The sequence below is a fragment of the Streptomyces sp. NBC_01267 genome, assembly GCF_036241575.1.
In the GTDB taxonomy this organism is placed as follows: domain Bacteria; phylum Actinomycetota; class Actinomycetes; order Streptomycetales; family Streptomycetaceae; genus Streptomyces.
In genome coordinates this window covers 4,582,586-4,600,330 of sequence record NZ_CP108455.1, presented here as the reverse complement: position 1 = coordinate 4,600,330, position 17,745 = coordinate 4,582,586, and the positions used below count along the sequence as shown (strand labels likewise).

The 17,745-nt window shown below is 69.2% G+C and carries 17 protein-coding genes and 1 pseudogene; 7 read left to right on the top strand and 11 right to left on the bottom strand.

Features of this window, described 5'->3' with window-relative positions; all coding sequences use genetic code 11:
* Positions 1 to 13: 13 nt before the first annotated feature.
* Together OG709_RS21145 and OG709_RS21140 are read right to left on the bottom strand one after the other, a co-directional pair.
* Positions 14 to 547: an N-acetyltransferase gene (locus tag OG709_RS21145; RefSeq protein WP_329167441.1), complete on the bottom strand. Its 534-nt coding sequence runs from the start codon at positions 545 to 547 to the stop codon at positions 14 to 16.
* Positions 548 to 637: 90 nt separating this feature from the next.
* Positions 638 to 1,921 (bottom strand): geranylgeranyl reductase family protein, encoded by a 1,284-nt coding sequence (locus OG709_RS21140; RefSeq protein WP_250299085.1) that lies wholly within the window; start codon positions 1,919 to 1,921, stop codon positions 638 to 640.
* A 100-nt stretch (positions 1,922 to 2,021) separates the two neighbouring features.
* Between OG709_RS21140 and OG709_RS21135 the strand changes: the two genes are divergently transcribed.
* Positions 2,022 to 2,531, top strand: coding sequence for a GNAT family N-acetyltransferase (locus OG709_RS21135; RefSeq protein WP_250299084.1), 510 nt, complete (start codon positions 2,022 to 2,024; stop codon positions 2,529 to 2,531).
* Between the two features lie 102 nt (positions 2,532 to 2,633).
* Here OG709_RS21135 and OG709_RS21130 read toward each other — a convergent pair whose 3' ends face one another.
* Positions 2,634 to 3,329 (bottom strand): demethylmenaquinone methyltransferase, encoded by a 696-nt coding sequence (locus tag OG709_RS21130; protein ID WP_250299083.1) that lies wholly within the window; start codon positions 3,327 to 3,329, stop codon positions 2,634 to 2,636.
* A gap of 136 nt (positions 3,330 to 3,465) precedes the next feature.
* On the opposite strand from OG709_RS21130, the gene OG709_RS21125 reads away from it, so the two are divergent.
* Positions 3,466 to 4,176 (top strand): DUF3152 domain-containing protein, encoded by a 711-nt coding sequence (locus tag OG709_RS21125; RefSeq protein WP_329167439.1) that lies wholly within the window; start codon positions 3,466 to 3,468, stop codon positions 4,174 to 4,176.
* Positions 4,177 to 4,230: 54 nt separating this feature from the next.
* Here OG709_RS21125 and OG709_RS21120 read toward each other — a convergent pair whose 3' ends face one another.
* From OG709_RS21120 to OG709_RS21110, 3 genes are all read right to left on the bottom strand, one after another.
* A complete protein-coding gene (locus OG709_RS21120; protein ID WP_405686573.1) occupies positions 4,231 to 4,911 on the bottom strand; it encodes an imidazolonepropionase-like domain-containing protein in 681 nt (226 codons plus the stop codon).
* Positions 4,912 to 4,925: 14 nt separating this feature from the next.
* Positions 4,926 to 6,140 carry a cyclic dehypoxanthinyl futalosine synthase gene (gene mqnC, locus OG709_RS21115; protein ID WP_250299078.1) on the bottom strand — a complete coding sequence of 405 codons (1,215 nt, stop codon included), beginning with the start codon at positions 6,138 to 6,140 and terminating at the stop codon, positions 4,926 to 4,928.
* Between the two features lie 276 nt (positions 6,141 to 6,416).
* Positions 6,417 to 9,341, bottom strand: coding sequence for a LysM peptidoglycan-binding domain-containing protein (locus tag OG709_RS21110; protein WP_250299072.1), 2,925 nt, complete (start codon positions 9,339 to 9,341; stop codon positions 6,417 to 6,419).
* A 423-nt stretch (positions 9,342 to 9,764) separates the two neighbouring features.
* On the opposite strand from OG709_RS21110, the gene OG709_RS21105 reads away from it, so the two are divergent.
* From OG709_RS21105 to OG709_RS21095, 3 genes are all read left to right on the top strand, one after another.
* A complete protein-coding gene (locus tag OG709_RS21105) occupies positions 9,765 to 10,418 on the top strand; it encodes a hypothetical protein (protein ID WP_326694235.1) in 654 nt (217 codons plus the stop codon).
* Positions 10,419 to 10,489: 71 nt separating this feature from the next.
* Entirely contained in the window at positions 10,490 to 11,491 is a 1,002-nt protein-coding gene (locus OG709_RS21100; protein ID WP_329167431.1) for a hypothetical protein, read from the top strand.
* Positions 11,492 to 11,608: 117 nt separating this feature from the next.
* Positions 11,609 to 12,481: a DMT family transporter gene (locus OG709_RS21095; RefSeq protein ID WP_250299068.1), complete on the top strand. Its 873-nt coding sequence runs from the start codon at positions 11,609 to 11,611 to the stop codon at positions 12,479 to 12,481.
* A gap of 80 nt (positions 12,482 to 12,561) precedes the next feature.
* On the opposite strand, the gene OG709_RS21090 is transcribed toward OG709_RS21095, so the two are convergent.
* Complete coding sequence (locus tag OG709_RS21090; RefSeq protein ID WP_329167429.1) at positions 12,562 to 13,476, bottom strand: hypothetical protein; 915 nt, start codon at positions 13,474 to 13,476, stop codon at positions 12,562 to 12,564.
* Between the two features lie 259 nt (positions 13,477 to 13,735).
* Positions 13,736 to 14,905, bottom strand: coding sequence for an MFS transporter (locus tag OG709_RS21085; protein WP_329167427.1), 1,170 nt, complete (start codon positions 14,903 to 14,905; stop codon positions 13,736 to 13,738).
* Between the two features lie 129 nt (positions 14,906 to 15,034).
* Between OG709_RS21085 and OG709_RS21080 the strand changes: the two genes are divergently transcribed.
* Together OG709_RS21080 and OG709_RS21075 are read left to right on the top strand one after the other, a co-directional pair.
* Positions 15,035 to 15,352, top strand: coding sequence for an ArsR/SmtB family transcription factor (locus tag OG709_RS21080; protein WP_250299063.1), 318 nt, complete (start codon positions 15,035 to 15,037; stop codon positions 15,350 to 15,352).
* 164 nt (positions 15,353 to 15,516) lie between these two features.
* A pseudogene (locus OG709_RS21075) lies at positions 15,517 to 15,922 on the top strand (transposase family protein); the annotation flags it as partial.
* A 2-nt stretch (positions 15,923 to 15,924) separates the two neighbouring features.
* Here OG709_RS21075 and OG709_RS21070 read toward each other — a convergent pair.
* From OG709_RS21070 to OG709_RS21060, 3 genes are all read right to left on the bottom strand, one after another.
* Positions 15,925 to 16,638 carry a hypothetical protein gene (locus OG709_RS21070; protein ID WP_250299061.1) on the bottom strand — a complete coding sequence of 238 codons (714 nt, stop codon included), beginning with the start codon at positions 16,636 to 16,638 and terminating at the stop codon, positions 15,925 to 15,927.
* Positions 16,639 to 16,764: 126 nt separating this feature from the next.
* Positions 16,765 to 17,277, bottom strand: a complete 513-nt coding sequence (locus OG709_RS21065) for a pilus assembly protein TadG-related protein (protein WP_250299059.1) — start codon at positions 17,275 to 17,277, stop codon at positions 16,765 to 16,767.
* Positions 17,274 to 17,738, bottom strand: coding sequence for a TadE/TadG family type IV pilus assembly protein (locus tag OG709_RS21060; protein WP_250299057.1), 465 nt, complete (start codon positions 17,736 to 17,738; stop codon positions 17,274 to 17,276). Before OG709_RS21060 ends, OG709_RS21065 begins: the two co-directional genes overlap by 4 nt.
* Between the last annotated feature and the right edge of the window lie 7 nt (positions 17,739 to 17,745).

The following is a 17,745-nucleotide window of genomic DNA, read 5'->3' as shown; positions in this document are numbered from 1 at the left end:
GCGTCGCTGCCGATCAGCGGGGCGCGTACCTGACGCTGCCCAGGGGCCAGTCCGTGGCCAGCCAGTCGGATACGGCGGCGTGCAGCGGCGCGTCCAGTTCGGCCCGGTCCGCGCGGACCCAGGAGCTCACGTGCGGGCGGGGGTCCTGGCCGTCGCCACGGGCGGGATAGATGTACACGCACCCGATCACCTCGTAATCGCCGCCGTCGCCGTCGCCATCGCCGACGTCGATGCCGGTTCCGGTTCCGGTTCCGGTTCCGGTTCCGGTTCCGGTTCCGATGACGGTGTAGGTGAATCCGCGCCGCTGAGCGAAGTCGTCCGCGTGCTTCTGGAGGTCGTGCAGGTTCGCCTCCAGGGTCATCCCGCCCACCGGCGGCCACTCCCGATCTTCGAAGCCGGGGGTGGCGCGGATGTGCTCGATGCCCGCGGACCAGGCGGCGTGATCGGCGGCGTTGTGCTGCGGCCCCAGGGGTTCCAGCCGGAACAGCGGGGTGATCAGCTCGGTGGGAACGACGAAGTCGGCGGGGACGAGGGCGTGTTCGGTCATGGCGCAAGGCTATGAGGCCGGGGCCGCGTCGGCGTCGCCCGTTTCCTTCCGGACGCGGCCCCATTACCGTCAGGACACGGCCCGCTCCCGTCAGGAGCTGGGTGCCACCTTCGTCAGCCCGTTGATGATCCGGTCCATCGCGTCCCCGCCCGTCGGGTCCGTCAGGTTCGCCAGCATCTTCAGCGTGAACTTCATCAGCACCGGGTGCGTCAGACCGCGCTGCGCCGCGATCTTCATGACCTTCGGGTTGCCGATCAGCTTCACGAACGCCCGGCCCAGCGTGTAGTAACCGCCGTAGGTGTCCTTGAGGATCTTCGGGTAGTTGTGCAGCGCCATCTCGCGCTGCGCCGGGGTCGCGCGGGCCGAGGCCTGAACGATCACGTCCGCCGCGATCTGGCCCGACTCCATGGCGTACGCGATGCCCTCACCGTTGAACGGGTTGACCATCCCGCCCGCGTCGCCCACCAGCAGGAGGCCCTTGGTGTAGTGCGGCTGGCGGTTGAAGGCCATCGGCAGGGCGGCGCCGCGGATCGGCATCGTCATGTTGTCGGGGACGTAACCCCAGTCCTCCGGCATCGACGCACACCACGCCTTCAGCACCTCGCGCCAGTCCAGCTCGCGGAAGGCGGAGGAGGAGTCGAGAATGCCGAGGCCGACGTTGGAGGTGCCGTCGCCCATGCCGAAGATCCAGCCGTAACCGGGCAGCAGCCGCTCCTGGGCACCTCGGCGGTCCCACAGCTCCAGCCAGGACTCCAGGTAGTCGTCGTCATGACGCGGCGAAGTGAAGTACGTACGGACCGCGATACCCATCGGCCGGTCCTCGCGCCGGTGCAGTCCCATGCCGATGGACAGCCGGGTGGAGTTGCCGTCGGCGGCGACCACCAGCGGGGCGTGGAAGGTGACCGGGGTCTTCTCCTCGCCCATCTTGGCGTTGACGCCGGTGATCCGGCCGGTGCGCGGGTCGGTGATCGGTGCGCCGACGTTGCAGCGCTCGTACAGCCGGGCGCCCGCCTTCTGCGCCTGGCGGGCCAGCTGCTCGTCGAAGTCGTCGCGCTTGCGGACGAGTCCGTAGTCCGGGTACGAGGCGAGGTCCGGCCAGTCCAGCTGGAGCCGTACACCGCCGCCGATGATCCGCAGGCCCTTGTTCCGCAGCCAGCCCGCCTCTTCGGAGATGTCGATCCCCATCGAGACCAGCTGCTTGGTGGCGCGCGGGGTCAGTCCGTCACCGCAGACCTTCTCGCGCGGGAAGGCGGTCTTCTCCAGGAGCAGTACGTCGAGCCCGGCCTTGGCCAGGTAGTACGCGGTCGTGGAGCCGGCGGGACCCGCTCCGACGACGATCACATCTGCGGTGTGCTCGGAGAGGGGCTCGGTCACGGCGGGATCTCCGGAAGACTCGAATTCGCGTGCCGTACGGCACTGGACACGTGCAGTCTATGGGGACCTCCTGAACGATCCACTGAAGGGTGAGACCGAAGTGACCAAGCCCCTGCCTGTCGTACGGCTCCGCGTCCCCACCGAGGAGGACGCTCTCGCCTGGCACCGCGTCTTCGACGACCCCGAAGTGATGGAGTTCCACGGCGGTAGCTCGGCCGAGTTGTCCGTGTACGAGGAGTTGACCGCACGGCAGCGCAGGCACGACGCCGAGCGCGGCTTCTGCCTCTGGACGATGCTCGACGAGCACGACGAGGTGATCGGCTTCACCGGCGCGCAGCCGTGGCCGCGTGAGGAGTTCGGCCCCGTCGGCGAGATCGAGATCGGCTGGCGGCTCGGCCGCGCGTACTGGGGCCGGGGTTACGTGACCGCCGCCGCCCGGACCACGCTGGAGCGGGTACGGGCGGCGGGACTGGAGCAGGTGTTCGCGATGGTCGACGCCGAGAACGAGCGGTCGATAGCGGTGACCCGGCGGCTCGGGATGGAGCTGCACGAGAGGTTCGTGTCGCCGATGAGCCAGCGGAAGGGGTACTGCTTCCGGCTGGAGCTGTGAGGGCGGGGAGCCCGGGGAGCCCGGGGAGCCCGGGGAGCCGGGGTCCCGGGAGCCGGGGCCCCGGGAGCCGAGCCCGAGGGCGGGGCGGCAACCGGGGCGGTGTCAGCCCTTCTTGAACCCCCGGTGCAGCGCCACGATGCCGCCGGTCAGATTCCGCCAGGCGACATCCGCCCAGCCGGCCTGCTGGAGCCGGGCGGCCAGCGCGGGCTGGTCGGGCCAGGCGCGGATCGACTCGGCGAGATAGACGTACGCGTCGGGGTTGGACGAGACGGCGGTGGCCACCGGGGGCAGCGCGCGCATCAGGTACTCGGTGTAGACCGTACGGAACGGGGCCCAGGTCGGCTGCGAGAACTCGCAGATCACCACTCGGCCGCCCGGCTTGGTCACGCGGTACAGCTCCCGCAGCGCGGCATCCGTCTCCTGGACGTTGCGCAGGCCGAACGAGATCGTCACGGCGTCGAAGACACCGTCGCGGAAGGGCAGCTTCGTCGCGTCGCCCGCGGTGATCGGGAGGTGCGGATGGCGCCGCTTGCCGACCTGGAGCATGCCGATCGAGAAGTCGCAGGGCACGACGTACGCACCGGTCTGCGCGAACGGCAGCGAGGAGGTGGCGGTCCCCGCGGCGAGGTCGAGGACCTTCTGCGCGGGACGCGCGTCGACCGCCTTGGCGACCTCCTTGCGCCACAGGCGCGCCTGTCCGAGGGACAGCACGTCATTGGTGAGGTCGTAGTTCGCCGCCACGTCGTCGAACATCGAGGCGACTTCGTGCGGCTGCTTGTCCAGGGAGGCTCGGGTCACCCCGCCATTCAAGCAGCCCGGCCCGGCGACCCTTCGCGCCGGTCGGAGCCAGGATGCGTGTGGACTAAACCAATCGGATCAACCGACACTCAGTACAGAGGGAGGCACAGCCACCGGGGAGTTGAGAAAGGCGCGAATGTCCGCACAAGGGGCAAGTCGGAGACAGCGGGGGAAGCCCGGTCGGAACGTGACCGTGGCCGGCGTCATCGCGGCGGCGCTGCTGGTCGGTGGCGCCGTCGCGGTGGGGAACCGGTCGGGCGGCGGCGACGGGGACCGGAAGGATGGCTCGGTCCCGTACTCCACCGGCAAGTTCACCGTCGCCCGCGCGGGTGTCCCGGCGACCGCCAAGGGTGACGCCTACCGGGTCGAGACGGAGAACGGTTCGGGTATCGATCCGGACCAGGCCGCCGCCGAGGTCGCCCGCATCCTGGCCTCGCCGCGGGGCTGGTCCCACCACGGCGAGCACACCTTCCGCCAGGTCACCGACGACACCGCGGGACTGGTCATCCGCATCGCCACCCCCAGGACCACCGACACCATCTGCGGCAGGAGCGGACTCGACACGCACGGCGAGGTCAACTGCCGGGTCGGCACGGACGTCATGGTCAACCTCAAGCGCTGGCAGCAGGGATCGCCCGAATTCGACGGTCCGCTCACCGATTACCGCGCCCTCATCATCAACCACGAGGTCGGCCACTGGACGGGCCACGGCCACGAGACCTGTCCGGGCAAGGGCCGCCCCGCCCCCGCGATGATGCAGCAGATAGACGGCCTGAAGGGGTGCGTCGCCAACGCCTGGCCGTACGACGCCAAGGGCCGCTACCTGGGCGGCCCTTCGGTGCCGTGACGGACGACGGTGCCGTGACGGACGGTGCCGTGACGGACGATGCCGTGACGGGCCTCAACTACGGCGGAAGACCAGCCGCCCGCCGAGCACCGTCGCCGTACAGCTCCCGGCGCCCTCGGCACGCAGCGCCGCGAGGTCCGTCACGCCGAACACCGCCAGGTCCGCGGGTCCGCCGACGGTGAGGGCCGTCGCGAACGCGTCGGCCGGTTCCGGTACGGACATCAGCGGGTCGAGCCCGGTCGCCGGTACGGGCGGTGCCTGCGGATCGGGGGCGGCGAATCCGCCCGCCGGGCCGGGGGCGTGGACGCGCAGTCCCGAGCGCGCGACCGCCGTACGCACGGCGGGCCGGGTGAAGGGGCCGCGGACGGCCGTCGTGCCGTGCCGCAGCATCCGTTGCAGTCCGCGCCGGGCACTGGCGCCCCAGCGGGCGTCGTCCATGCCGAGTGCGGTGAGCGCGGCACCGGTCAGCGGGTCGCCGCCGAGCTGGTCCGCCTCGCGCGGGTCCGGGTGGTAGGCGGCCTCCAGCAGCGCCGGGGCCCCCGTGTTCAGCAGCCCCGGGGTGATCAGTCCGGACCACCGCCGGATCCGGGCCTGCGGACGGGCGGCGGTCAGCTCCTCGTACGGACCGATGGCGACGACCACACCGCCGTCCACGGCCACGGAGTCGGAATCGGAGCCGGAGTCGGCCGCGTCCGGGGCGCCGTGCACCGCGTCGGCGGCGTGGATCGTCAACAAGGCTTCGCGGAGCCCTAGTTGGAGTTCAGGAGCTTCAGCTCCGGGTGGGCGGTGCCGCCCTCGATCGCGGTGGACGAGATGTGCGAGACGACGCGGTCGTCGACCGGGTCGTTCGCCGGGTCGTCGTGGACGACGAGGTGCTCGTACGTCGTGGCGCGCTGCGCGGGGACCCGGCCGGACTTGCGGATGAGGTCGATGATCTCCATCCGGTTCGAACGGTGCCTGGCACCGGCCGAGGAGACGACGTTCTCCTCCAGCATGATCGAGCCGAGGTCGTCCGCGCCGTAGTGCAGCGACAGCTGGCCGACCTCCTTGCCGGTGGTCAGCCAGGAACCCTGGATGTGCGCGACGTTGTCGAGGAACAGCCGGGCGATGGCGATCATCCGCAGGTACTCGAAGAGCGTGGCCTGCGTCCGGCCCTTCAGGTGGTTGTTCTCCGGCTGATAGGTGTACGGGATGAACGCGCGGAAGCCGCCCGTCCGGTCCTGCACGTCACGGATCATCCGCAGGTGCTCGATGCGCTCGGCGTTGGTCTCGCCGGTACCCATCAGCATGGTGGACGTGGACTCCACACCCAGCCCGTGCGCCGCCTCCATGATCTCCAGCCAGCGCTCGCCGGACTCCTTGAGCGGCGCGATGGCCTTGCGGGGCCTGGCGGGCAGCAGCTCGGCGCCCGCACCGGCGAAGGAGTCGAGCCCGGCGGCGTGGATCCGCGAGATCGCTTCCTCGACCGACACCTTGGAGATCCGCGCCATGTGCTCGACCTCGGAGGCACCGAGGGAGTGGATGACCAGCTGCGGGTAGGCCTTCTTGATCGCCGAGAAGTGCTCTTCGTAGTACTCCACGCCGAAGTCCGGGTGGTGGCCGCCCTGGAACATGATCTGCGTACCACCGAGTTCGACGGTCTCCGCGCAGCGGCGCAGGATGTCGTCGAGGTCGCGGGTCCAGCCCTTGTCGTTGTCCTTCGGGGCGGCGTAGAAGGCACAGAACTTGCACGCCGTCACGCAGACGTTCGTGTAGTTGATGTTGCGCTCGATGATGTACGTGGCGATGTGCTCGGTCCCGGCGTACCGCCGACGACGCACCGCGTCGGCGGCGGCGCCCAGCGCGTGCAGCGGGGCGTCGCGGTACAGGACGAGCGCTTCCTCGGGGGTGATGCGCCCACCTGCGGCGGCACGATCGAGGACGGCTGCGACATTTACAGACGAAAGGTCGGCGTTCTCGGTCACCGGGCGGGTCCTTCCCAAGGGGCTACTGACGACCGATCCAGCCTACGCCAGGCATCGGGGCGAGAGATCTCGCCCCCTTTGCGGCGTTTGCGACACGTTCCAGGCGGTGCGGCGGCGCTGCACGGGGCCCACGGCAGCAGCCAAATCCAGCCCGCCCGGCAGCGCTGCACGGGGCCACGGCAGCGGCAATTCAAGCCCGTCCGGCGATTGAGGACCGGGGTCCGGGGCAGCGCCCCGAAAACCCCGCACGGCACGCCCCGCACCGCCCCGGACGCGTCACCCCGCCGCCGCAGCCCCCTCGCGCCACCCCGGAAGCAGCTCGTCCAGCAGCGCCTCCGTACGGGGCGGGAGCCCCCGCGCCCCGCTCCGTACCGCGAGGTCCGCCGCGAGCTGCCGCAGCCGGTCCATGTCGCCGGTCGCGTGCGTCGCCCGCAGCAGCTCGTTCCACAGCCGCTCGTCGGCCGAGGACCCGGCCACCGCGGCCTCCAGCGCGGCGATCGCCTTCTCCGGCTGGTCCTGTTCCAGGTGGTGGGCCGACAGTGCCAGCGCCACATCGGCCACCAGCAACGGCAACTGGGTGTCGATGATCTCGTGCGTCAGCCAGCCGTAACGCCCCTCTGTACGGTCCGCGAGCAGCGGCCCCCGCACCAGTCCGAGCGCGTCCGTGAGCAGCCGCTCGCGCACCGACGCCCGCCGTGTACCGCGCCCCTCCGTCGCCTCGTGGTGCAGCGAACGCAGCACGTCCAGGTCGGAGACGACCGACGGGGCGAGCGTGAGCCGCCCGGTGTCATCGGTACGGAGCCGGGCCGAGCCGTCCTCGTCCGTACCCAGCCACATCCGCAGCCGCTCGATGAGCGCGTCGCACACCTCCGGGGTGACACCGCGCGGCCACATGGCCGAGGCGAGGACGCGCGGGTGCACGCCCTCCCGGTGCAGCAGCAGCAGCGCCAGCGCCTCGTGCAGCAGGGCGCTGCGTTCGCTGTCGGGGGTGTCGAGGCCGATGATCTCGTACGGGCCGACCAGCCTGGCGTACACCGCGGGGCGCCCCTGCTCGGTGATGTCGACCAGGAACGGGCGGGCCGGCTCCGGGCCGTCGCCCTCCGGGTCCGCGTCGGCGAAGAGCCGTACGACGGCCTCGTGCTGGGCCTGCGGCAGCAACTGCGCCTGGAGTTCGAGACCGAGCAGCGGCGCGAGCAGCCTGCCGTCCTCCGTGATTTCCAAGTCCCAAGTGGCACCCGGCAGTTGGTTGCCGGATCCGGTCCCGATCAGGCAGCCGATTCCCAACCGCCCTGAATCAGTGGTCAGTTCGGCCAGCGCAGCCGCTTCCTCCGCCGTCGGCTCCTGCGCGACGAGCACCAGGTGCGGGGCCCAACGGGTCTGCTGGGCCGGTCCCGTACGCCCGGTGAGCACCGAGTCGTGCCCCGCCGCGCCCAGCGCGCCACGGCGCTGCCCGATCTCGGCGCCGAGCATCTCGACGAGTTCCTCGACCGAGCCGAGGTGCCGGAGCCGGGTGGGCGCGAGCGGGCTCAACTCGGCGCCGAACCCGACGACGGTGACGGTCATCCGGTCCGACCAGCCGTTGGTGGCCAGTTCGGCGGCGACCGAGGACAGCACGGCGGCGCGCGCGTCGTCGGGGCCGCTGAGCGCGACGACGCCCGGCACGGCCTCCAGGTTCAGCAGCAGCCGCGCGTCGTCCCGCGTACCGAGACTGACCAGCCCGGGGTACGGGGCCGCCGCGGTCTCCGGGTCGATCCCCTCGTACGCCGAGACGGCCGACCGCTCCAGCCGCCAGAACGTCTGGTCCTGGCCCTGCTCCCACGGCGCGGGCGGCGTGCCGGACGGCTGCGCGAGCTGAAGGTGCAGATCGCCGTCGGTGAACCAGGCCGCGTACACCACGGGGAGCTGACGGTTCTCGTCCGCCAGCGACGCGGAGAGTCCGCGCAGCGCCAGATCCAGGAACCGCACGGCCTCCGGATCCGCGCCCACCAGCAGCGCGTCGTGCGCATCGGCTTCGTCACCCGTCGGCACCGGCGGCTCCATGCCGCGCCGCCCGGCGACCGCCGTCATCGCGGACTGCCACAGCGCCATCCGGCGGCGACGGCCCAGCGCGCCGAGCACACCGGCGGCGAGCAGCGGGGCACCGACGAGCGCCGCCGACAGCCCGAACCCGGAATCCGAACTCTGCGACGGCGCCTCGGCGACCGCACCCGAGTCCCCGGTGGGGGCGTCGGGGACACGCTGCTGCGGCACGGAGATCTGCGCCGTCGGGTTCTCACCCCGGCTGCCACCCTGGTGCTGCGCGGGCTTCTCCTGGTGGGCGCCGGACTTGGCGTACTCATTGATCTGGTGCTGTACCGCTTCGGAGACCTTCGGCGCCTGGTCGGGCATCTCCACGACCTCGCCGCCGTGGGCGTCGGCCGGCATCTCCATGATCCAGCCGGGCCGGATCAGACTGGCCTCGGACAGCTTGGTGCCGTCGGGCTGCATGCGGTCCTTGTTGAGCTGGTAGATCTCCTTGTACCGGCGGCCGTCCCCGAGGTGCCGCTGAGCGATCTCCCAGAGCGAGTCGTGGTGACGCCCCTCGGGCGGACTGATCCGGTAGAACTTCGTCCCCTCCTGCGACCCGGTCTTCGCATGCGCCTGCTCGGCCTGCGCCTCGGCCTGCGAGGCCATCGCGGCCTGCGCCTGCTGAACGGACCCGACACCGGGCAACTGCTGCGCGGCGGCCACGGTCGGCTTGTGCGTCGACTCCAGCGACTGCCCGAACTGCGCGATCCCGGGCGCGAAACTCGCGGCGGTCGCACTCACCAGGAGCAGCGCGGCGATCAACTGACGGGCCAGCAGCTGGCTCGGCCCCGCACCGGGAATGTGCGAGGGCATCCCCACCCCGGAGACGGCCGCCTTGATCTCGACGAGCACACACGCGGTGAACTGCGCCCAGGCCAGCCAGACCACGACGGTCAGGATGTTCAGGAACGTGCTGACCGTGATCTGCTGCTGCACCATGTCGAAGGACGGCATGCTGTGCGGCAACGGCCACCCCACGCTGTACGCGAGCGCCCCCGGCACACCGACCAGCAGCACGGCAAGAGCGAGGAAGGCAAGGAACGCCTTCACGAAATCGCCACCGGTACGTCGGCGGGGCAGAGGTTGCGGCGTCCGATTGGTCGGGCCCGTCGAACCGGGATTGGTGCGCGCCATGGCGGATGTCCTGTGGAGAGGGAGCGGGAGCGGAAGTCGGTGCGTTCGGGGGTGAGGTGAGCCTACCGAGATGGTACGGAGGGTTGCGAAGGACAGACAGAGCCCGACCACCACAACACGCCCGATATGGCTGGCCTGTTGCCGCATTTCCGATTTGGCCGCCGCGGGTTCGGGTGACACCGCAGACCCCGCACGTCACCACCACACCGCGAGCCCACGGCGCACACATGCACCGAACGCGCCCCCCACATGACGGGCCCGTCACGGCAGGGTCACGCCTTCCGCACATGGCACGGAATCCCCCAATCGCACACTGCTGCCCTTTACACCCGGCTGGTAGTTTCGGTCTCTCTGTACGTTCACGGAACGGCCTGATACGGAACCACCGGACCATCGGGCCACCGAACACCCGGGGGAGAACACGTGGCTCGCCGCACTCCGACCATCGCCGCCGCACTCGCTGTTGGCGCTGCACTGCTGTTGACCGCCTGCGGGGGAAGTAGCGACAACTCCTCCTCGGACAAGATCAAGGGCGCGGGCGAGGGGTCGAAGAGCCCTTCGGCTTCGGCGTCCACTTCGACCGGTGACGGCAGGCCGGATGTCAGCGTGCCGGCGGATCTGCACCTGAACTTCGACTTCGACAAGCCGTCGGACGCGAAGCACGCCGCTGCACTCGCTGACGCGGAGAACTACATCCGCGCCCTGGACCACGGGATCAACGCACAGGATCCGAACGACCCTGCATACAAGTTCTACTCCGGCGCCGATGCCGCCCACTACGCAAAGACCGAGATCCAAGCTTGGGTGACCGGTGGGTGGACCGCGACTGGAACCGACAGGTACTACAACGCCGAGATCAGCCCCGTCGGCGACGGTAAGCGCGTATCGGTCACCTTCTGCCGCGATCAGTCCAAGTTCTACGGCAAGGAAATCAAGACCAAAAAGATCCTCCAAACCAAGGCGAGCTCAAAGAGTTTCCAGAAATTCAGCATGCTCATGGACCAGCCCACTGGCTCATCAGACGTATGGAAGACCCAACTGATCAACGTCAAGGGCACAGCGTCGGAGTGTCAGTGATGACTAATCCAGGAAAGGCAATCCGCTGGAGCTCCGTAGTGGCGGCAACAGTGTTGTTGTGGAGTGGAGGTATGGCGCACGCAGATGGCCCCACCGATAACTCTCATTCCAACCCGAGCGGCCCTTCGGGTAACGCTGACGGAAAAGAGCTGCTGGCTTCCGCCAGCCACTCGCAGATCAAAATCAACTATGTGAAGGGTGGCGGCCACGGGAACAAGAAGGGCAACCTCACGACAATCGACCCTAATTGGAAGCCCCCGGCTTGCTGGTATGAGCCAGTCTTCACACCTGAGTCGCTGAAGAAGTTCGTGGACGACACAGGCGGCATCGGCGACGTGGGCGCCTTTTGGTCGTGGTACGGAAAGGGCCTATGGACCGATCACTACAAGGACGAGGAGACCTGGCCGAACAACGACGGAACAACCGCTCCAGGATACAAAAACTACAACATCGGCAAGAAGGGATACTTTTGGCGAAGCGTCGCGAACGAAGATGCCGCCGGTGACGTCTGGGACTGTGGGAAGCTCATGTTTTGGCAGGACGCCCAGACAATCCCGAATGTGCCGAACGCCCCAACGCCGAAGACACTCGCCGAGTACGCCTACAACAAGGTCGAGGTTCCGGACACCAAGATCGAACTGAAACCCGCCACCCGATCAACAGTGAATCTGCCCACCTGGGTCTGGCTCGACAAAGGCACCTTCCAGGACGTAGTAGTCCGCGCCGAACTCCCCAACACCGGGCTCTGGGCCGAAACCACCGCCACCCCCGTAAGCCTCCACCTCGACCCCGGCACCGACGACGCCGAGACCTACCCCGCCTCCGGCACCTGTGACTTCAACCAGGACAAGTCCATCGGCACCCCGTACAAAAAGGGAGACGCCGACCAGACCCCGCCCTGCGGCATCAGCTACCTCCACGCGACCGACGGAACCCCCTACCAGCTCAAGGCCTCCATCACCTGGAAGATCTCCTGGAAGGGCTCCGGCAACTCGGGCGGCACCATGCCCGACGGCACCTTCGAGACCACCCAGGACATGAACGTCCAGGAGATCCAGGCAATCAACCGCTGACCGCTGCGCACCGAACGTCATGCATCACCGCACTTGGCGTACGCATCGCTGCCACCGCGACGGGCCCATAACCATCCAAGGTCCATATTTCAGCCCTCACCCCTTCATCATGAAGCGGTGATCAGTGTCCTGTTCGCCGTACTGACCGCCCTCAGCAACGGCGCAGCCTCCGTGTTCCAGCGCCGCGCCGCCGCGACCGTACCGTCCAGCAAGGCGATGCACGCATCCCTGATCGGTCAGCTGCTCCGCAAGAAGGTGTGGCTGGCCGGGATCGGCCTGGTGATCGTCGCGGCCGTCTGTCAGGCCGTGGCGCTGGCCAACGGTCCGATCGCCGTGGTGCAGCCCATCTTCGTGATCGAGCTGCCCGCGACCCTGTTGCTCGCGGGCCACATCATGCGGGTCCGGCTGCCGCGCCGCGTCTGGTACGGCGTCGCGGCAGTCACCCTGGGTCTGGCGCTCGGAATGGCGACCGCCGACCCGGGCGGCGGGCGCGAGACGGTGTACGGGTGGGCCTGGATTCCGGCGCTGGTGGTTACCGCGATCTTCGAGGCCGCCGTCATCAGCGGGGCGCTGAGTACCCGCGGCAACATCCGGGGCGCACTCCTCGGGCTGGCCGCAGCCTGCGGGTACTCGCTCACTGCCGCGCTGATGAAGGACGCGATGGCGCGGCTCAGCGACAGTGACGGGGTCGTGGCCCTGCTGACGTCCTGGCAGCTCTACGGCACCGCCGTGGCCGGGGTGGGTTCGCTGTTCCTCCTCCAGAACGCGCTCCAGGCCGGCACCCTCGTCGCCGTACAGCCGATGCTCACCCTCGGCGACGCCCTCATCAGCATCCTCTACGGGGTGACGCTCTTCGGCGAGAGTCTGCGGACCGGCTGGTGGCTGCTGCCCGAAGCGGGTGCGCTCGCCCTGGTCGCCGTCGGCTGCGTCGAACTGGCCCGCTCCCCCCTCGCCTCGGGAAAGACCGCCCCGCCCTCCCGGGTGAAGTGAGGGCCCGGTGCCCGACACCCGTACTCGTACTCGTACGCCGTGACCGGTCCGGCCACGTACCCACCGCCGGTCACAGAGGCTCAGTCGTGCGGGACTTCCTCCATCACGGTCTCCCCGAAGCGCCACGAACCCCGGTTCCCCGCCGCCTCCGCACGCAGTCCCATCTCCCAGGCGATGCGCGCGGCCCGTTCCAGCGATACATCGGGGTACCACCCGGGCTGCACCTTGATGTAGCCGCGACGATCGGCGGGGAAGGTACGCAGAGCCTCGCGGAGCTTCTCCTCCTGTTGCTCGTTCTGCGCCATGTGATCAGGCAGCCCGTTGGGGTACGCCTTCCGCTTCGCCGCCAACAGCTTCTGCCGGTCACGACGCTTCGCGGTGTCCGAACCGCGCCATGTCATCCAGCCGACGGCGCCGAGCGCCACCAGACCGAAGGCTCCCGCCCCGGCCACGTCGCCCGTGGCGTCCGCCTGGCCGGGTGTCTGAGGACCGAGCTTGCCCTCCGGATCCTCCACAACCGTCAGTACGTCGCCGACGTCGTAGCGGTCCGACATCGTCTCCATCTCGGGCCCCGGGACCCGCGTGCCGTCCTGCCGCTCCAACGTGTAATGGGAATGCCGCCCCCCACGCCCCCGGGGCGGGTCGAGCCGCTCCTTCACGACCGTGACACGGACCCGCTCCCCCCGATGCTGAAGGGTGAGACCGTCGCGGGCGATCCCGGCAACGCTCACGGACGCCACAGAGGCGAACACGATGAACAGCGCCGCGCCCAGGGCAGTCACGCCGCCGACGCCCAACCCGCGGATCAGCACCGCGAGAAGCACCCCTGCCACGAACCACAGAAGGGCCAGCAGGCCGAAGCCGTGGTCGTCCGACAGGAGGAACATCCCCGCGCCGACCGCGAGCACATAACAACAGATACCGACCGCCAGCACGATGCGACACCAGGTACGTATCCCCGCTGTCGCCCCCTCCACCGGACTGCTCACACCCATCCCCCGTCTCTCCGTCTTCCTGTTCCTGCGGCATCCGCGCTGCCGGACACCTGGCTGCCCTCCCCCGCCGGATCATCCGACGAAGGGGACCAACTCCACGATGCTGCCGACGGTATCGAGCTCGACCGCTTCTGGTGGGGGTCGGTCTTTCTCGTCAACGCTCCTTTCGGCTGTACTGCGTTGATCGGGAACGACACACTGAGCCTTTTCCAACCTCACGCTGACGTGTGGTGAAGGACGGCAACAGCCTGGTGAGCGTTCAGTTGGTGGCGAGGCTCGGTTCCTCCACGGCGCCCCGCTTGGGGCTCTGCGCGGTCGCGAGCGTCAGGAGGAAAGCCAGCAGGGTGACACCGGCTGCCGGGATCCCCAGCCACACCGGGGAGATCCAGCCCTGGAAGAGCCCGCCGAGGGCTCCGCCCAGGGCGACGCCGAGGTAGATCGCCGAGGAGTTCAGTCCGAGAAGCACGGACGTCGCGGCCGGCGCGTGGGCGACGAGGCGGTGCTGCTGGAGGACGGACGGGATGCCCACCAGAACGCCCCACACCGCGGCCCAGACGAAGGTGGTTCCGAGGGTCTCGATGGCCGGCCGGCTGACCAGCAGGACGATGATGAAGACGACAAGGGCACCGAACAGAAGCCGTTCCGCCGGGTAGTGATCGGACAGGCGCCCGGCCAGGAGATTGCCGCCCAGAACGCCGAGCCCGTACACGAACAGCACCCAGGTGAGCGTGGTCTCACTGCCGTCGATCGTGTCCTCCAAGGCTGCTCCAACGTACGTGTACAGGAGGTACGTGCCGGTCAGAGCCAGCGTCGTGACGGCCAGGGTCCCGAGCACCCAGCGTTCCTTGAGCGGCTGGAGCCGGGCCCGGAACGTCGTGGCCGGGAGCATGATCTTCGGCAGGGCGAAGGCGACCCCCAAAGCCGCCACCACGCCCAGCCCGGCGACCGCCCATAGGGTCACATGCCAGTCACTGCGGCCGATGAGGGTGCCGAGGGGAAGGCCGATTGCGCTGGAGAGCGTCAGGCCGCCCAGGACAAAGGCCAGGGCACTACCGCGGCGTTCGGGCGGGCTGACCACCGCGGCCGCACTGGAGGCGGTGGAGGTGATGATGCCGGCGCCAGCTGCGGTGATGACGCGGGCGGTCATGACGGCGGCGAAGGAGGTGCCCAGCGCCGTAGCGACGTTACCGATCGTAAAGACCGCCAGAGCAATCATCAACGCCTTGCGGCGGTCCATGGAGCTGGTGGCCCAGCCGAAGACGGGGGCGGCGATGGCGAGGGTCAGCGCGAAGGCGGTGACCAGCTGACCCGCTGCGGGGACGCTGACGTTGAGATCTTCGGCGATAGAGGGAAGAAGGCCGGCGATGACGAACCCGTCTGTGCCGACGGCGAAGGTCGCAAGCGCCAGAGGGAATAACCGCTTGTGCATGATGCACTCTTTCCGCTGCCGAGAGGGCGAGATGGCGTCGAGAGCGGCAACGTAGCAAACACGTTGATGGTTGTCCACGTATCCACTCGTGGGTTATTCTCGGTCCATGACTTCGCGGACAGGCCGACGATGCGCGAACTGACACAACCGGCGGCCGAAGAAATCAAGATCGCCGAGATCTTCCATGCCCTCGCAGACCCGGTGCGCCTGCAGATCGTCGCGCAGCTGGCGGACAAGGGCAGGGACAGCTGCTCCGCTGTGGGCGAGAACATCGACGTGCACAGGACGACGATGTCCCACCACTACCGGGTGCTCCGCGAGTCGGGGGTGACCTGGACCGAGGTGGAGGGCCGGACCCGGTTCGTCAGTCTGCGGCGCGACGATCTCAACGCACGGTTCCCAGGTCTGCTCGACGCGGTGCTGGCTTCTTGCACTGATCTCGGCTGAGCCAGTCGGCTGCCGTTACCTCAAGGCGTGGCAGTGGTGACGCAGTGTGCTCTCTTTCGACCTGCGTGCGAGTAGGGGCTGTTGGGGGGTGAGTTCGGGAAGAGGCGGACCTCCTGGTAGACGGGGTGATCCACCAAGAACAACCTGACCACCCTGAGCTTCGTGTGCTTGTCTACCCATCGGGGATCGATCTGTCCGGCTCTGCCCTTCAGTTACTGTCCAGCCTGCTGCGCACCCAACGCCTGGAGCGCGGCACCCGGTGGCGTCGGCTTCCGGCCGGCCGACAGGCCCTGCTGGTGTTGGCCCACCTGCGGTGCGGCCATACGTACGCTCAGCTGGCAGCCGGTTTCGGTGTCGGAATCACCACTGCCTATCGATACGTGACCGAGGCCGTCGAGATCCTCAAGGCCCTGGCCCCTGACATCACCACGGCGGTCCGGGCGGCGGCGCACAAGGCATATCTGATCCTCGATGGAACGCTGCTGCCCATCGACCGCATCGCCGCCGACCGGCCGTATTACTCCGGGAAGCACCGCAGGCACGGGATGAACGTCCAGGTCCTTACTGATCCGTCAGCCCTCGCGGAGTACAGCCAGTGCGAGTGCCAGCCGGCGGTCCAGCCAGCTCGCCCGGGGCGTGTACGTCCTGACGGCCTTGTCCGTGTGGCCCGAGGTCAGGGCGACTTCCGTCTCGCCGGCCCGCCATGTCACCGGCTTGCTCTCGTACGTGCTGCTGTCGCCGCCCTCGGAGCCGCCGAGGATCAGTGAGTCGACGACACTCTCGGCCAGTTGGCCCGCCCCGCGGACCACCGCCGACGCTCCCCGCTCCCTGACGTCCTTCGCGCTGCCCTTCGCCCAGTGGTAGCGGGCGACGATGTCGGGATGGCCGGGCTGCTCCAGCCACCAGGCGTGCTGGACGGTGCGCTTGGTGGCGCCGGTGCGGTGGACCGTGCCGAGTTCCTGTCCCTGGCCGTCCGTCACCCGGTAGCGCTCGCCGCCGCGTCCGCCCTTCACCGGGGCGAGCGCACAGAGCAGGGTCCGGGGGTCCAGGGCCGGGTAGAGCTCGTACGCCTTGGTCTCCGCGTCGGGCTGGGCGATGAACACCGCGGGGGCGTACAGCTCCACGCCCGGCTCGACGACCCGGGTACGTACGCAACGCGGGCCGGTCACGGCCTTCCGCCGGAGGGTGGCGGGGCGCTCCACGGCACTGATCACGAACCAGTCGGCGCTGTCCCACGCCACCGGCTCGACCGTCGGCTCGGGATCTTTTCGCCGACCGAACGCCATCTCGTTCCTCCATGAATCGCTGCGTGATGCGTGATGCGTCATGCCTGATGCCTCATGCACGGCGCCCTGATGCCTGACGCGTGCCGCATGACGACCAGGTGCTCAAGCGCTCAAGCGCTCAAGCGCTCAGCCCGTGACCGATTCCGCGACCGAAGAGCCGTGCACCGTGATCGAGTGACTGTAGAACATGCCCGTCAGCACCGGCTCGTACGTCAGCTGCACCGTCACCTCGACCCGCTGCGCGTTCGCCGCCGTGCAGTGCGACGCCCCTATGTCCTGACCGGACATGCCCATCTCGACGGCGAAGGCGTGCACCCGGGCATCGCAGTTCTGGTAGTTGATCGGTGCGGGGCCGCCCTGGTCGCCGTAGAGGGACTCGCGGTCGATGTCCTGCGCCGCGTACCGCGCCGCCTGTTCCGCGATGTCCGCGGCCCGTTCGCGCTGGGAGATCGACAGCCCGCCGTCCACGACGAACGCCGCCAGCGCCAGGAACAGGAACGCGAAGATGATGACGGCCGCGGCACCCGAGCCCCGGTCGTCGAGCCGGTCGCGGCGGGACCGCACCCACAGGGAGCATCGGGAGAGTCGGGACCACGGCGTCCAACGCCTCGGCACCGAGCGGGCGTTCGGCGCGCTCATACCGTCCTCCGGTAGGGGTCGATCGGCGAGGTCGAGCGGCCGGTCAGGGTGGTCGGGATGTTCAGGCCGAGCATCGCCAGGCCGCGGATCTGGCAGCTGACTTCCACGGTGAAGAACCCGCCCTTCACGAAGCCGTTGGCGGTCACCGAGACCGGGCCGGAGCAGACGTCGCTCAGGTCCGCCTCGGCCGCCCTGCGGGCCTCGGCCATGGCGACTCCCCCGTCCTTCTGGATGGAGCCCGCGCGGGCCGCGTCGCGGGCCGCGCTGTCGACGGCGCCCCGGCCTTCGACGAGCTGACCGAATCCGACCAGGACCAGAATGAAGAGGATCATGACGGGGGCGAGAATGACCACTTCGATGGTGGACAGCCCGCGATCGGCGAACGCCGCGCCGGGCCCCTCAGCATCCCCGGAACCATCCCCGGAACCCTCGCCGCCCCCGGCCGCCGTACCTGCCGGCATACCGGTC